This is a genomic window from Candidatus Scalindua japonica (assembly GCF_002443295.1).
GTDB classification, from domain to species: domain Bacteria; phylum Planctomycetota; class Brocadiia; order Brocadiales; family Scalinduaceae; genus Scalindua; species Scalindua japonica.
Genome location: NZ_BAOS01000005.1, coordinates 1 through 14,152, shown reverse-complemented (window position 1 = coordinate 14,152; position 14,152 = coordinate 1). Strand labels below are relative to the sequence as shown.

Sequence of the window (14,152 nt, the reverse complement as noted above, 5' to 3'; positions counted from 1 at the left end):
GTATATATTAAATTTAATGTTAATAGCACTTCGACTACCGGCCAGAATGACGTCTGGCTGGCGCTCAGCGTGACGTCATCTTAGGCGGAGTCAAGGTTATTGTTTTAGTCGGATCTTCATACCCGACATAAAATCACTGATCCCGGGTGACAAAAGGAGTACTTACTATCTTTGCAGGAAAATCTTTGTCCCTGATCCTTATACTTATCTGGCTTTTGTGCTCAGCAATATGTTTAAGCACATAACCACGACCTATGCCTATTTGCAGGCTAGGGCTGAAAGTCCCACTTGTTACCTTGCCTATAACATTGCCATTGAGGACGATCTCATTATCTGTTCTGGGGATGCCCTTATCAAGCATCTTGAACGCAATAAGTTTTCTCTTTGAACCATATTTTTTTGATCTTAATAAAGGTTCTTTTCCAATAAATTCAGGTTTATCAAATTTTACGGTCCAGCCGATACCTGCTTCAAAAGGTGTTGTAAAATCATCAATCTCATGGCCAAAGAGCAGGTAACCGGCTTCCAGTCTTAAGGTATCTCTCGCTCCAAGGCCAGCAGGTTTCAGTCCCATCTTTTTTCCTTTTTCTAGTAATAGATCCCATAATTTTATGCAATGTGAATTGTCGACAAATATCTCAAATCCATCTTCTCCGGTGTAACCGGTCCTGGATATAGTTGGTTTCATTTCGTGTTCATTTATCTCTATAAATTGGAAACGAGAGAGAGAGGCGCATTTATCCCCAAAAATGAGTCGCATTATCTCTTCAGATCTAGGTCCTTGAAGGGCCAGAAGGGAGATTTGGTCGCTTTTGTTATATATATTTATATCTTCAGTTTTATGTTTATTAATCCACTTTAAGTCTCTTTTGGTAGTGGAGCAATTTACTACGAACATATATTTTTCAGAGGTATATTTATAAACTATAATATCATCGATAGTTCCGCCTTCCTCGTCGCAAATAGGGGAGTACACTGCCGTACAATCCTGGAGGTGTTTTACGTCATTGGTTATTATCTTCTGAACAAAATCCGTCGCCCCTTTGCCGTCTATTACAAATTCTCCCATATGTGAGATATCAAAAAGACCGGCATTGCTTCTTACACACTTATGTTCGCTTATGATGCTATCATATTGTAATGGCATCTTAAAGTTGTAGTAATCTACGATCTTGGCACCGAGATCTACATGTACGTCATATAATTGTGTCTTTTTGAGGAGATTTTCCAACTAAATATCCACTTTCTGTAATAATAATTACACAATAATTAACTTGTAAAGTTTAAGACGTAATAATATATTAAACTTGAGCTCAAATATCAAAGGGAATAATTATTAAAAAATATGAAATTGACACAAGATGAAAAATTTAAAAGAGTCCTTGTTGCAGGCGGTGCTTTAGTTATTATCTGCATAGTGTGCCTGTTTGTATCCATAAGATTTGCTGATAGATACAGAAATAAGGTTGTGCAGACGATATTATTAGAGCAAAGAGTGGAAGACCTTAACCAAGAGATCAAAAAACTTGATATCAAAACTAAAGAGTTGGAGGCTGTTAGATATGGTTTGAGTGTGGAGAAAGGGCAAATAATTAAAGATTATGCAACCATTAAAGAAAAATACACATCACTCGCAACAACAATAAAAATACTTGAAAAAGATGTCAGTGAGATACAGAAGGTTATCAAATTAGTAGAGAATCGCACACAGGATCCAATAATAGGAGATGTGGATATCAGTAGAGAAGAGACGCAATTAAGAGAGTTGAGAGACCGTAATGATGAATTAGTGAGTAAACTTGCAGCAGAGTCCAGAGAAAAGATGATACTCAAGATTGCGTTAGAATCTCAGGCTAACAGGCTTGGCATTTCAGAAAACTATGATCCGGAACTCAAAACGATATTGAAAAACCTCGTAACCAGTCTTCAATAAAATATTACTTCCATATTTTCCTGGCTTTTTTTATAGGACTTACCAATTAATGAGCAGAGTGAAAACTGTATTTTTGGACCGAGACGGTACAATAAATTATGAGAGGAACTATGTTCATAAGATTGAAGATTTTGAATTAATACCAGGTACTCTTGAAGCCCTCAGATTACTAACAGACTGTAATATAAAAATTTATATAATTACAAATCAGGCAGGTATTGCAAGGGGTTATTATAAAGAGAAGCAATTCCTTGATCTGACACGGTATATGCTTAGTTGTTTTGATAAAAACAGGTGTAAAATAGAGAAGGTCCTTTACTGTCCCCATCATCCTGACGGAACAATACCCGAATATACCCGGAAATGCCAATGTAGAAAACCCGGTACTAAATTAATCGAAGATGTTATGGATAAAGAGAAACTTAATGCAAATGAAATAGCCCTTGTAGGGGACAGAGATAGTGATGTTGAAGCCGGGTTTAAGTTGGGTTTGACTACATATTTAGTACTGACCGGATATGGTAGAGAGTACCAGAATGATACCAGGGCTGATTACATTAAGCCGGATATGTTGAGTGCGGTAAAACATCTTATACAAAATTTCTAAAAAGTTTTAAGGACATTGTGGACAATAAAAAACTGGCGGTTATTCACATTGTTAAGAAAGAACTCTCTTTGACTGATGAGGAGTATCGTAATATACTTGAACGGATTGCATGTGTTCGTTCATCCAAAGATTTAACTGACAGCCAGTTTCATAAGCTGATGCGATATTTTGTGCGTACATTGCATTATCGTGTCACAGGGAAAGGGATAACATTACGGCAAAAGTATTATATTAAACAGATAAAAAAGAACCTTGGCTGGGACGAGTCCCATTTCCGGAACTACATAAATAAATATTTCCACAATTGCGATCTCGACACCTATTCCAAACACGATGCCAGCAATCTCATAGTGGCGTTAAACAAAATCCTTCGAAGTCAACGTTCAACTTAAAGATAGCCTGGACAAAACTAAGGTATTAGATAATAGTAAGGCGAAGATCTAAAAAGACTAAACAGTAAGGCTACTATATAATTTCAATCAGGAAGGGGAAAAAATTGACCTGTTTTTGATGGGCGATTATTAACGTGCCTTAAAACAGATCCCACTCATAGTATATTCCAGATAGTGTAATAAAATAAGACAACCTTACCTTGTAAGTGTTATAAAAAGAAAACCATATCTATTTCTTTGTAATTAATCAATTCGATCAGCAACGTGATTTAGGACTTTAAGTGTATGTTTACCATACCTTAGAACAATAATTGCTATATAATAAGTTTGGGAATGACAATGGAATGTATTTTGCTATTCATTTTGAATGTATTAATTAACATATTACGTCATGGTCTTTTTATACTGACTCTATTTAAATAATGAAGAGCGAATAAATAGATTCATAAAAATGTTCGGGAGAGATCGCTCTGCTTCCGTGCTTATGCATTATAGAAAAGGGTATATTAAATGCTAATATCTGGAAAGAGTAAATTTTTCGAATCTTCTTTTACTTCTGAAGAAGAGTTGAAAAAGATGGTTTTAGAAAATACAGATTACTTCTTTGGGCCAGGTTCTTTCTTCCTGTCAAGGGAGTTGGTTTTAAATAAAGATGGTCTTGGTGGGATTACGGATGGGCTTGCAGTTGATATCGCAAACCGACAATGGTTTATTATGAATGCTACACTTGCCAGGCACAACGTTTGGAACCATATAGTCCCACAAGTTATAAAACAACTGGTAACTGCTGAACGGTCGACTACAAAACAGTTGATAATAGAGCTTATTATACAGCGACTCAGGGAGGACAAGAATATTATGAAGAAGTTTAATGATGACGGATTTGGCAAAGAGAATGAGGGGGTCTTCTTGAATGACATTCGTAATGTTCTGGGAGAGATTTTCTGTAAGTCTCCTGTTATCGGTATGCCGATAGATTCCGTATCCAACGATTTAAAGGATTGGTCTGAGACTCTAAAGGCAAAAGTAAAATTGTATGAAGTTAAGAAGTATACGGAATGTGATAATTCAGAAAACATAATTTATCACATTCCAGAAGAAGAAAATCAAACCGGATTGAAATCTGCAGAAAGCAAAGATAAACATTCTAAAAATACTGAAACAGGTAAGACAGGTAAAGATAATTTGAAAGCACGTGAAATTTACCTCACAAAGAGCTAAGAATGTACGGTATTTCATGTTTTAAAAAATAATATATTAGAATTATTGGCTAGGCTCTAAAAGCCTGGCGATAGCTGAGAAAGAACAACAGGTATGGAATATTGAAAACCTTATCATGTCAAGGTTAATATTTTTTTACACCGTTTATAAGGCAAACCACTGGAAAAAAGCAATAGGAGGAAAAATGTCAGCACTAATTGAAGAATTAAAAAAAGAGCATACGGAAATTATTGACACGCTCAAGGAGTGTAGAGAGCTTGGGTTTTTTACAAAAAAAGGACAAACCAAACTAATATCAATAAAAGCAAATCTGCTTGAGCATTTCAAAGAGGAGGAGGAAAAGTTTTATCCTGCTCTCCGAAAAGCAGCAGTGCAAAATACAAAACTCAAAAAGGAATTAGATGTATTTGCAAAAGACTGGGGAAATGTATCCGGCATTGCTTTTGAAATTTTCGATAGCTATGAAAAAGGATTTTCCGGTGATAGGTTTTTGTTGGATTTTGGGATTCTTTTTTCAGTACTTCGCAACAGAATGAGGTACGAAGAAAACATTCTCTATGGCGAGTATGATAAATTAGCCGGTATGTAATTGTTTGTTTATACAATTTTTGAATAGATAGTGATAGTCTCTTCATATTAAACCTGAGAAGATTATAACTATATTATTTTTGATGTCCAGGGATTCATATCTTCTCTTCATATTCCTGCCATTCATCGGAAGGTACATTTATGTCTTCATAATGTACCTGAATTTTTCGTTCACCTTATAAATATTTCATGATATCATTCCCCAACGGTTTTTAGTTAATGCAGCAATAATTTCAAGGTACTAAGAAAAACTCCATTTACGTTTTTATCCTCAAGTCATTACGTGTTATTATGTATATGAACTGAATAATATACATATATTCTCTATGCCATCTAAATTAAATTTTTTAAAGAAAAAATTATTTCAGGAAAGCAAACGTATGACTGAATATCATTATCGCTACCCTGGGTGTTTATCAATTGTATCTATACTTCTGTTGTTGGACGAAGCCGCTATCGCGGAGAACAAAATCGGAAATTTATTATATAATGTAACCTCACACCCTCAACGGGAGGGTGAATCTATTAACAAATAGGAGGTTACAGGTCTATGAAAACATTATCTCAATCCGATTTCAACAAAAATTACCAAACGCATCTAAAGCACCTACGCTTGAAAGGACTCCGGCCAAAAACAATCGAGGCTTATTCACGTGCCATCCGACGGATCGGTGATTATTTTGACAATCAGATACACGATCTATCTGAACAGCAACTACTTGACTATTTTTCCAATCTCCTCAATACCCATTCATGGAGCGCAGTCAAATTAGACCTCTACGGACTAAAGTTTTTCTACACTCATGTGCTTCATAAGCGTTGGGAGCAAGTAAATCTTATTAAACCACCCAAAACGCAACGTTTGCCCGATATTGTCACCATTAATGAAGCCCACCAACTTTTCCAGGTGACGAGAAAACTCAGTTACCGGGCCTTCTACTTTGTTCTTTACAGTCTTGGTCTCCGCCTGGGTGAAGGACTACGTCTTGAGGTTAGCGATGTCGATTCTCAGCGAATGCGGGTGCATATCCGCGATAGCAAAGGCAATAAAGACCGTTTCGTACCCCTGCCAAAGGTAACCCTGAATCTCTTACGCCGTTTTTGGCTTGTTCATCGCAATCCTGTCTTTCTATTTCCAGGCCGTCATGGTGGCTTGAAATCAGCCCACCTGGCAAAAACACCTCTGAATAGAAATGGCGTTCAGGCCACTCTGCGTAAGGTAGCCCGGGAGTGTGGAATTAAAAAAAAATTACACCACACAGTCTGCGACACAGCTACGCAACCCATCTGATTGAGGCGGGTGTTGATCTGCTTGAAGTACAAAAAATCCTCGGCCACCACAGTATTTTAACCACTGCCAAATATACCCACCTGACCTCTCATACAAATCGTAATGCCTTGCAATTAATTAATGATTTGATGAATGGTTTTTCCATAGAATGGGGGAATGTTATATGATATCTCTCTCCTCTATAATTGAGACCTTCATTGCTGACTTTATCACTCTTTATCATGGTTCGATCCTGCCAAGTCAATTCAAAGCCCTGGCAGCCATGAAGGATTGTCGCACTACGCAAAGCCGCGTCATGCTGGTCCAATGTAATGACTGTGAAAAACAGGTTTTTGTACCGCACTCCTGCGGTAACCGCAATTGTCCTCATTGTCAGAGTCATGAGTGTCAGCAGTGGTTGGAGCGTCAACTGAAAAAAGAAGTGCCTGCTGACTATTTTATGCTCACCTTTACTATACCCAAAGAGCTTCGATCATTAGCATGGCAGCATCAACGCTTGCTTTACTCGATAATGATACAGTGTTGTTGGGAAACCGTAAAAACCTTTGTCCAAAATGACAGCGTATTACAAGGAAACGCTGGAGCCATCACTGTTTTGCACACCCACTCTCGCTCTCTCGATTACCACCCGCATATCCATCTGGTAATGCCAGCCGGGGCCATCAATCAGAAGAAAAAGCTTTGGAGCTTCAAAAAAAGCGAAGGAAAGACGCGGTACCTTTTCAATCACAAAGCGCTGGCTAAAGTGTTTCGAGCAAAAATGCTCGATGCCGTGAACAAAGCGGCTCTTACGCTTCCAGTTAATTATCCCAAAACATGGGTCGTCGATTGCAAATTTGTCGGCAACGGTGAAAAGGCACTGGTCTATCTTGGTCGTTATCTCTACAAAGGGGTCATTCAAGAGAAAGATATTATTACGTGCAAAGATGGTCAGGTGACCTTTCGTTACCAGGATAGTAAGAGCAAAAAAATGCTCACAAGAACACTTCCCGGCCCGCAGTTTCTCAGGTTGATTCTCCAGCATGTTCTACCCAAAGGTTTCAGGCGAACACGGAACTTTGGTTTCCTCCACCCTAATAGCAAACGCTTGATTGCATTGCTTCAGTACCTTACCGGTATCAACCCGAATAAGTCGTCAGCCTGGTTCAGAGAGCGTCCAAAGCTTACGTGCAAATGCTGTGGAGGAATAATGAAGATCATAAAAACGATGATACCTCCATCACACAAATCCAGGTCTTTCCCCTACAAGTTAACAAAAGAGGAGGCTGTTCTGGTTATGTAATCGAATCCGCTATGCATCTAAGATTTGCAAAAACGGCATTATCGGGTCGAGATGGCCCCCGTTTGCCCAAATTTGAGGTAAAATGGCCGAAAAACCATGTTCTGTAGCTCCTAAAGCATGACGACAGCAATTGAAAAATCCACTTCTTTGGCTTCATAGCTTCTGCGGTAAAAAAGAGAAGCAATCTTCATAAGATATTTTCTTATACAATGTTTAGCACCCAAACAACGGGCTTGTCCAACAAACGGTTCAGATTGTGGTTCGTCCCTCACACAATCTAACCTTATTCGTTATATTTATCATCTGGTTGTTCTTCCTCACATTCTAAGAGAACTCACAGAAATAGTAAAATAGTTGGAGTAACGGTTAACGACCAAAATGCTTCTGTTGAGATACGAGAAATACTTGATGAAAAAGGAGATGTAATAGAGAGAAGTTTCAATCATCCATATTACTTTACGGAGGTGGGGCTTTTCAATATCCTTTCATCTGTCTTTTACAAAGAAAGTGGGTATATTACCGGCAAAAAAGAAAGAATGGTGTTTCGGGAGGATGAGCTGCAGAATATCATACCTCCTATTATAAGTGCTTTTTCAATGGCTGACGAATCACAAGATATTTTAGTTTTTTCGCGTCCTCATGATGAGATTAAGGTCAATACTCGAAGTTATTTTAGTTTGTTTATGACAAACAACGAACTTAACATTGTATTCAGTGCAATCAAAAGCAAAAAGAGCTGGCTTACTGACGGAAGAGCAATCCAGATGGACACCTATTCCAGAGAGAGCAATAAATCTATATTTAAAGATCCGTTTGTAGTAAAGAGAGGCTGTCGCTGGAGACTTGTTGCCATCGAAGGACAACGATTTACACCGGGACGTCCAAATTGGCTTATTATTGACTTAAGTAGTAATTTGTTTGGTATGGCTGGTGGTGATGAAATTAATGATAATTCAATTGAAGCAGGCAGTAGTGGTGGAATTGTTGAAAGAAAAGTGAGAATAACAGAACACGCCATAGAAGAAAAGAGTAAAGATAAAGACATACATGATAAACTAATAAAATTGAAAGCCCTGAATGATAAAGGGTTCAATTTCAGAAGAAGATTATAAGAACAGAAAAAAAGAGATTATGGGTAGATTTTACAATTGAAACCTACATCTTCCGGTTAGATTTTTTGTGTAGTTATTTTTTTGCCACATTTCTGTTTTACCCAAGTATATATTCTTCTTTAAACATAGCCTTGTGCGTACGCTATTGATTATTGACATGTACGACAGCTCTGGTATAATCTGTGATATGGCAATTTTTTTATTAAATTACAAATGGACAACGTCTAAATATAACAATGGTAAAAGGAGGTGTGAAAATGAAAACAGTAACTCCCACAGAGCTTAGGACTAATATATATAAAATTTTTGATGAGATTGCTCGGAGTGGAGTTCCTGTGGAAATTAACAGAAAAGGAAAAAAATTAAAGATAGTGCCTGTCGAAAAACAGGATAAAATCAGTAAATTGAAAAGAAGGCCTGATTTCATAAAAGGTAATCCTGGTGATCTGGTAAATATACATTGGGACAAGGAGGTGAATCTTGATCTACCTTGACACACACATAGTTGTCTGGCTTTACAGTGGAGATATTGGGCGATTGAGCAACTTATCAATAGCCTTGATCAATGAACATGACCTTTTTGTTTCTCCTATAGTTATTCTTGAATTGCAATATCTATATGAGATTAAACGCATTACAAAAAAAGCTAGCGATGTTATTGCTGATCTTTCAAACCGAATAGGACTGGAGGTATGTAATAAAGACTTTATAAATATTATTACAAAGGCTACAAACTTAAAATGGACGCGAGATCCCTTTGATAGGATCATTGTAAGCAATGCAGCATTAGGTGGAGATGTATTAGTGACTAAGGATCAGGCGATGTTAAATAATTACAATAACTCAAAATGGTAATATCAGCTTCTGTCTATTATTCTGTACATAACGAATAAGGAAAACTGCAAATGCTCAAATGCGGGAAACATTAAATTCATTAGATTTATGAAGAGTCTATATTTCGCTCGATATTTCTTTAGCCATATGCAGAAATCACTTGTATCAGACGTAATCAGAGGTTGAATTTGAAATATTTTAAACAATATTAAGGAATTTAATAGTAAATTTATACCTAAATTGAGCGGTTTTAATATTACGACAAAAAAAAATGAAATATATTCAATTTTTTCTAGCCAAAATTGTTTCGGTTTGGCAATAAACCTTCGCTTACTAAAAAAATTCTTTTAGAAATGCATTTTTAGTACAATTTTCCGGAACATGGACATACCTCTCCCACAGATAACCTTGTTTTCAACTTCTTGTCACGCTTATATGATTATTGGTATGGGTTTTTGACTTCGTTGCCATAATATATCAAAGTGCAAATTGTCCATTACTGCCTGTGTTACTTTAAGGATTAACTGCCTGCCAGTGCCTATTATCTTTGCTGCAAAGTCTAATGCCTTTCTCCTTACAGTTGTTGCATAGCTGCCGATTGGCATTACTCCGTCTAATACATCTTCCTTATATGTTTCAAACAAAAAATATGATATGAGCATGCAATAATATACTACACTATTTGGTACAAATCTCTTAAACGGTAATTCTTCAAATCCAAAATCCTTTAACCCTCTATGCGGTAATTCATCTGCTCCTCTCATATGATGGCTCTCTATAATTGTTTCTGTATGCAACAATCTTCTCTCTTCCTCCTGAGTACTACAGTTGGCTAACACCTTTGGATTAACTCCTATATTCGTGAGAATTACATTATCTGGCCGCGCAAAGTCCAATAACCTTTGTTCTCCATCATGACTCAATCTGGTGTATATTGCACGATAAAACCTCTCCCACGAATCACATCTATAACCAAACTCCAAATACTTCCACTCTTGATTCCTATTGCTGTAGACATCCCATTGGTCCTCTAACTGGACACCTACATACTCCTTTACTCCCTTATACATCTTGCCAGTACAGATAAATCCTACTCCAAGATTGTCACATGCTTGTAATATTTTCTCATCAAAAAATCCACTATCAAGCCTGACTATTATCGTGACTGTCTCACTATATTCCTCACGGATTACCCGCACAAGGTCTCTCATCATATTCACCACGGTATTACCATAGTTGCTGTGTTTCTTTCCACCTCGGAAGACCGCATCCACTATCTTACCATTCCAAATTGCTTGTAAAGGTTGGAAACCTTTTACTTTCTTATAGGTGGGCTGTACTCCATAGCGCTTCTGTGCTTCATCGTTGTCCATAACCATTGTATCTAATGTTAAGTCTATGACCTCAGGGTTTTCTCGCCTTAACCTCCAAATAAACATCTTTCGTAATATCTTCCGAAATGGGCCTCCACATACCCATGAAAACGATTTATAAAACCGTTTTATCTGATGTGACGACACCATCTCTGTCTGAGAATTCTCTATTACTGATGCATAGCCCTCATCTGCTCTTAATTGATCAAATGAATTTAGGTGGCGACTCGTCCCATCATAAAACCAACAAAATATCTGTTTGAATATATTCCACACCGGAAGACCTTTGCCACTTTTTCTGATATCTCCAAAAAACTCTTCTAATAACGGGTATATTTCTACACTACTTAAATATTTAACAAATAAAGACATGCCTCCTCTGCCGGTTAATGTGTCATTTGTTACTCCGATTTTGTTAATCTTGCACTTGCTTTTAAATACATTTTTCTTCATAATACTCTCCTCACTTAATGGGTGATGGATTTTGTTTTCTTGAAAATGTATTATAACAAATTACTATTGCCTTTTAAGTGGGTTTTAAGTCTTTTTAGCAAATACAAATCGCTCAACTTAGGTTATATATAATGTCCTTAATAAAATTTTTTTATCAAAAAAATCTATGAATAACAAACGATACAGAATCCAATTTCCGAAAAGTGAATGCCAAAATGCTGACCAGGATGAAGCTTTTTTTTATTTATTAGAGTCTAAGGATCAAAAAAAGATTAAATTTCATGATTACGACGTGATTTATAACATCCCGGGATTATATGAACAGATATTTTATGATCGTCTCAAATGCTGCTCTCCAAAAAAAGTGACTGAAATTCTTAACACAAGTGTGGCGCAAACAAATGAAAACTTCACAGAACTCAGGGTACTAGACGTAGGAGCAGGAAATGGACTAATGGGTGCAGAACTTAAAAAACATGGTGTTTCCAGGCTTGTAGGTGTTGATATTATCCCAGAAGCAAAACGGGCGACAGAACGAGACAGGCCACATATATACGATGCTTATGACACTATAGATTTGTGTAATTTAGATGAAAGTGAGGCAGAGGATTTATCTTCATGGTCGTTAAACTGTTTGACAACAGTCGCTGCTTTAGGGTTTGGTGACATTCCACCCAAAGCATTTATGGTAGCATTTAATATCATCCAATCAGAAGGCTGGGTAGCATTTAATATAAAAGAAACATTTCTTGATAATAGTGACGACAGCGGGTTCTCAAGAATGATTAGAGATTTAATTTTCTCTAAGTATATGGATTTATATCATTTAGAGAGATACCGTCACCGTGTTTCAATAGAAGGAGAACCATTATTTTACTTTGCTGTTGCAGGTAAAAAAAATTATGATGTCCCCAAAGATTTTTATGATAAATATTTTGATTAGCTTAATTTGAGGAAAGAAGTACTTCTGTTAGTCATACAAGTTGTGGCGAATGGGTTACAAAACCGTAAATGGCTGCGCGATTTCTTTCTGAAGTGTACCTGTACATACCTCCACCTGCCAATCAAAATAGAATTACAACTCATTATATTATGAAACGATAATGACATACCGGGCATATAATCAGACAAGAACGATTAGTTAAAAACATACCTTTTTATGATTGAAATACATAGTGTTTCTAAAACTTATGGTCGAACAGCAGCACTTCATTCCATTAATTTGACCATTCCTGCAGGTCAGACAACGGCATTCATCGGCCAGAGTGGCAGTGGAAAATCAACTATACTTCGGCTCATTATAGGCCTTATACAAGCAGACAGTGGAGCTGTTTTTTTTAAAGGAACCAAAGTTACTCCTGAGACTGTGATTTCTTTAAGGCGAAAAATGGGTTACGTTATCCAGGAGGGAGGTCTTTTTCCGCACCTTACCGCTCATGAAAACATAGTACTGATGGCACGCTACCTGTGTTGGAGTGATGAACAGATTAATGGACGGCTGAATGAGCTAACCAGGCTGACGCATTTTCCGTATGAAGGGCTTGAGCGTTTTCCGGTACAGCTTTCGGGCGGTCAGCAACAGAGGGTGAGTCTGATGCGTGCTCTTATGTTAGACCCTGACGTGCTCCTGTTAGACGAGCCTTTAGGTGCACTTGATCCGATGATAAGGGCCGATCTCCAGGAGGATTTGAAAATGATATTTCAAGCACTTGGCAAAACAGTTGTTCTGGTAACTCATGATATAGCGGAAGCCGGTTTCTTTGGGGATACTATTACGTTACTGAGGGATGGAAGAGTTTTACAGAAAGGTACACTCGAAGATCTGATACAATCACCAGCCGATGCATTTGTTACAAGCTTTATTAATGCTCAACGGAGTCCTTTAGATGTTAAGAGGAAGGATTCCAGTTGAAAACATACTTTATTATCCTACCCCTTTTTGTATGCAATATTCTCAGCATAACCATCCTTCCTCTTTCTGTACAGAGTTCCACAGCAGAGATCAAAATTGGCTCTAAAAAGTTTACTGAATCTGTAATTCTCGGTGAGATAGTAACTCATCTAATAAAGAGCACTGGCAAACAACCTGTTTATATGCGTGAACTTGGAGGTACCCGTGTACTATGGAATGCCTTAAAAAAAGGCGAGATTGATATTTATCCTGAATATACAGGCACAATCAGTGAGGAAATCCTGGCAGGTGAGGGAGTATATAGCGAAGAGGAGATTCGTCAGGCCCTGACAAAGCATCATATTAAAATGACAAAGGCGTTGGGTTTTAATAATACCTATGCAATCGGGATGAACAAGGAAGTCGCGGAAGAGCTCAAGATTCAAAAGATATCAGACCTGCGCCACTATCCTGATTTAAAATTCGGGTTTGGTAATGAATTCATGGACCGAGGAGACGGCTGGCCGGCCCTACGCAAAATTTACAATTTACCACAGAAGAATGTAAGAGGTCTGGATCATGATCTTGCCTATCGAGGTCTTGAAAAAGGTAGTATTCAGGCAATTGATATCTATTCAACCGACGCCAGGATAAAGTATTATGGGCTGCGGTTACTGGAAGACGACCTGAATCATTTTCCTATGTACAATGCTGTTATTTTGTATCGATCTGATTTAGAAAAACGTGCTCCGTATGTGGTAGCTGTTCTGAAAGAACTTCAAAGCAAAATAAATGAATCAGAAATGATCAAAATGAATTCCCGTGCCAACCTTGAAATGGTATCGGAAAGTAAGATAGCTTCCGACTTCCTTTTGGAAAAGTTATCTCTGCAAACTGAATTTTTTGAAGAATCTGCAATTCGCCGATTGATGCGCCATACAGGAGAACACCTTTTTCTGGTAGCAATCTCATTATCAGCCGCTATTATAATTTCAATACCTCTAGGTATCCTTTCCGCAAAACTACCGAAATTGGGACAGATTGTTCTGGGCATTGTTGGGGTAATCCAGACAATTCCTTCACTGGCCATTCTTGTTTTTATGATTCCATTACTGGGTATTGGTGGGCCTCCTGCTATTATGGCGCTCTTTCTCTACAGTGTCTTGCCGATTGTA

General features: G+C 37.6%; 15 protein-coding genes and 1 pseudogene. 13 read left to right on the top strand and 3 right to left on the bottom strand.

Annotation, left to right across the window (positions count from 1 at the left end):
* Window positions 1–133 precede the first annotated feature (133 nt).
* Window positions 134–1,231: a glycine cleavage system aminomethyltransferase GcvT gene (gene gcvT / locus SCALIN_RS04495; protein ID WP_096893068.1), complete on the bottom strand. Its 1,098-nt coding sequence runs from the start codon at window positions 1,229–1,231 to the stop codon at window positions 134–136.
* Window positions 1,232–1,345: 114 nt separating this feature from the next.
* Here gcvT and SCALIN_RS04490 point away from each other — a divergent pair, with 114 nt between their 5' ends.
* The 7 genes and pseudogenes from SCALIN_RS04490 (at window position 1,346) to SCALIN_RS04455 (ending at window position 7,314) form a co-directional block, all read left to right on the top strand.
* The gene (locus SCALIN_RS04490) at window positions 1,346–1,933 is read left to right on the top strand and encodes a hypothetical protein (protein WP_096893067.1); all 588 of its coding nucleotides are present in this window, start codon (window positions 1,346–1,348) and stop codon (window positions 1,931–1,933) included.
* 58 nt (window positions 1,934–1,991) lie between these two features.
* Window positions 1,992–2,540 (top strand): D-glycero-alpha-D-manno-heptose-1,7-bisphosphate 7-phosphatase, encoded by a 549-nt coding sequence (locus SCALIN_RS04485; RefSeq protein ID WP_162532144.1) that lies wholly within the window; start codon window positions 1,992–1,994, stop codon window positions 2,538–2,540.
* Window positions 2,541–2,557: 17 nt separating this feature from the next.
* Window positions 2,558–2,932, top strand: a complete 375-nt coding sequence (locus tag SCALIN_RS04480) for a phage protein GemA/Gp16 family protein (RefSeq protein WP_162532143.1) — start codon at window positions 2,558–2,560, stop codon at window positions 2,930–2,932.
* A 510-nt stretch (window positions 2,933–3,442) separates the two neighbouring features.
* A complete protein-coding gene (locus SCALIN_RS04475) occupies window positions 3,443–4,153 on the top strand; it encodes a hypothetical protein (RefSeq protein WP_096893064.1) in 711 nt (236 codons plus the stop codon).
* Between the two features lie 184 nt (window positions 4,154–4,337).
* On the top strand, window positions 4,338–4,742 hold the full coding sequence (locus SCALIN_RS04470; RefSeq protein ID WP_162532142.1) for a hemerythrin domain-containing protein: 405 nt from the start codon (window positions 4,338–4,340) through the stop codon (window positions 4,740–4,742).
* Window positions 4,743–5,291: 549 nt separating this feature from the next.
* Window positions 5,292–6,199 (top strand): annotated as a pseudogene (locus tag SCALIN_RS04465) (tyrosine-type recombinase/integrase).
* The gene (locus SCALIN_RS04455) at window positions 6,196–7,314 is read left to right on the top strand and encodes an IS91 family transposase (RefSeq protein ID WP_096892569.1); all 1,119 of its coding nucleotides are present in this window, start codon (window positions 6,196–6,198) and stop codon (window positions 7,312–7,314) included. Before SCALIN_RS04465 ends, SCALIN_RS04455 begins: the two are co-directional and overlap by 4 nt.
* A gap of 110 nt (window positions 7,315–7,424) precedes the next feature.
* On the opposite strand, the gene SCALIN_RS21950 is transcribed toward SCALIN_RS04455, so the two are convergent.
* Window positions 7,425–7,586 (bottom strand): hypothetical protein, encoded by a 162-nt coding sequence (locus tag SCALIN_RS21950; RefSeq protein WP_162532133.1) that lies wholly within the window; start codon window positions 7,584–7,586, stop codon window positions 7,425–7,427.
* A 324-nt stretch (window positions 7,587–7,910) separates the two neighbouring features.
* Between SCALIN_RS21950 and SCALIN_RS04450 the strand changes: the two genes are divergently transcribed.
* The 3 genes from SCALIN_RS04450 to SCALIN_RS04440 all read left to right on the top strand — a co-directional run bounded on the left by SCALIN_RS04450 (window position 7,911) and on the right by SCALIN_RS04440 (window position 9,281).
* Window positions 7,911–8,426, top strand: coding sequence for a hypothetical protein (locus tag SCALIN_RS04450; protein WP_133111660.1), 516 nt, complete (start codon window positions 7,911–7,913; stop codon window positions 8,424–8,426).
* A gap of 257 nt (window positions 8,427–8,683) precedes the next feature.
* On the top strand, window positions 8,684–8,920 hold the full coding sequence (locus SCALIN_RS04445; protein ID WP_096893061.1) for a type II toxin-antitoxin system Phd/YefM family antitoxin: 237 nt from the start codon (window positions 8,684–8,686) through the stop codon (window positions 8,918–8,920).
* Window positions 8,907–9,281, top strand: coding sequence for a type II toxin-antitoxin system VapC family toxin (locus tag SCALIN_RS04440; RefSeq protein ID WP_096893060.1), 375 nt, complete (start codon window positions 8,907–8,909; stop codon window positions 9,279–9,281). The genes SCALIN_RS04445 and SCALIN_RS04440 overlap by 14 nt, the downstream gene beginning before the upstream one ends.
* 410 nt (window positions 9,282–9,691) lie before the next feature.
* Here SCALIN_RS04440 and SCALIN_RS04435 read toward each other — a convergent pair whose 3' ends face one another.
* Entirely contained in the window at window positions 9,692–11,086 is a 1,395-nt protein-coding gene (locus tag SCALIN_RS04435; protein ID WP_096893034.1) for an IS1380 family transposase, read from the bottom strand.
* Between the two features lie 166 nt (window positions 11,087–11,252).
* On the opposite strand from SCALIN_RS04435, the gene SCALIN_RS04430 reads away from it, so the two are divergent.
* The 3 genes from SCALIN_RS04430 to SCALIN_RS04420 form a co-directional block, all read left to right on the top strand.
* On the top strand, window positions 11,253–12,029 hold the full coding sequence (locus tag SCALIN_RS04430; RefSeq protein WP_096893033.1) for a class I SAM-dependent DNA methyltransferase: 777 nt from the start codon (window positions 11,253–11,255) through the stop codon (window positions 12,027–12,029).
* A 216-nt stretch (window positions 12,030–12,245) separates the two neighbouring features.
* Window positions 12,246–12,998 carry an ATP-binding cassette domain-containing protein gene (locus SCALIN_RS04425; protein ID WP_096893059.1) on the top strand — a complete coding sequence of 251 codons (753 nt, stop codon included), beginning with the start codon at window positions 12,246–12,248 and terminating at the stop codon, window positions 12,996–12,998.
* The coding region (locus tag SCALIN_RS04420) for an ABC transporter permease/substrate-binding protein (protein ID WP_096893058.1) at window positions 12,995–14,152 on the top strand (1,158 nt) is incomplete at its 3' end. The genes SCALIN_RS04425 and SCALIN_RS04420, both read left to right, overlap by 4 nt.

What these genes read in the sequence shown, in the direction of transcription:
- SCALIN_RS04425 (WP_096893059.1), top strand. Translation starts at nt 12,246, where the DNA reads ATGATTGAAATACATAGTGTTTCTAAAACTTATGGTCGAACAGCAGCA.
- SCALIN_RS04490 (WP_096893067.1), top strand. Translation starts at nt 1,346, where the DNA reads ATGAAATTGACACAAGATGAAAAATTTAAAAGAGTCCTTGTTGCAGGC.
- SCALIN_RS04435 (WP_096893034.1), bottom strand. Translation starts at nt 11,086, where the DNA reads ATGAAGAAAAATGTATTTAAAAGCAAGTGCAAGATTAACAAAATCGGA.
- SCALIN_RS04445 (WP_096893061.1), top strand. Translation starts at nt 8,684, where the DNA reads ATGAAAACAGTAACTCCCACAGAGCTTAGGACTAATATATATAAAATT.
- SCALIN_RS04470 (WP_162532142.1), top strand. Translation starts at nt 4,338, where the DNA reads ATGTCAGCACTAATTGAAGAATTAAAAAAAGAGCATACGGAAATTATT.
- SCALIN_RS04455 (WP_096892569.1), top strand. Translation starts at nt 6,196, where the DNA reads ATGATATCTCTCTCCTCTATAATTGAGACCTTCATTGCTGACTTTATC.
- SCALIN_RS04430 (WP_096893033.1), top strand. Translation starts at nt 11,253, where the DNA reads ATGAATAACAAACGATACAGAATCCAATTTCCGAAAAGTGAATGCCAA.
- SCALIN_RS04475 (WP_096893064.1), top strand. Translation starts at nt 3,443, where the DNA reads ATGCTAATATCTGGAAAGAGTAAATTTTTCGAATCTTCTTTTACTTCT.
- SCALIN_RS04450 (WP_133111660.1), top strand. Translation starts at nt 7,911, where the DNA reads ATGGCTGACGAATCACAAGATATTTTAGTTTTTTCGCGTCCTCATGAT.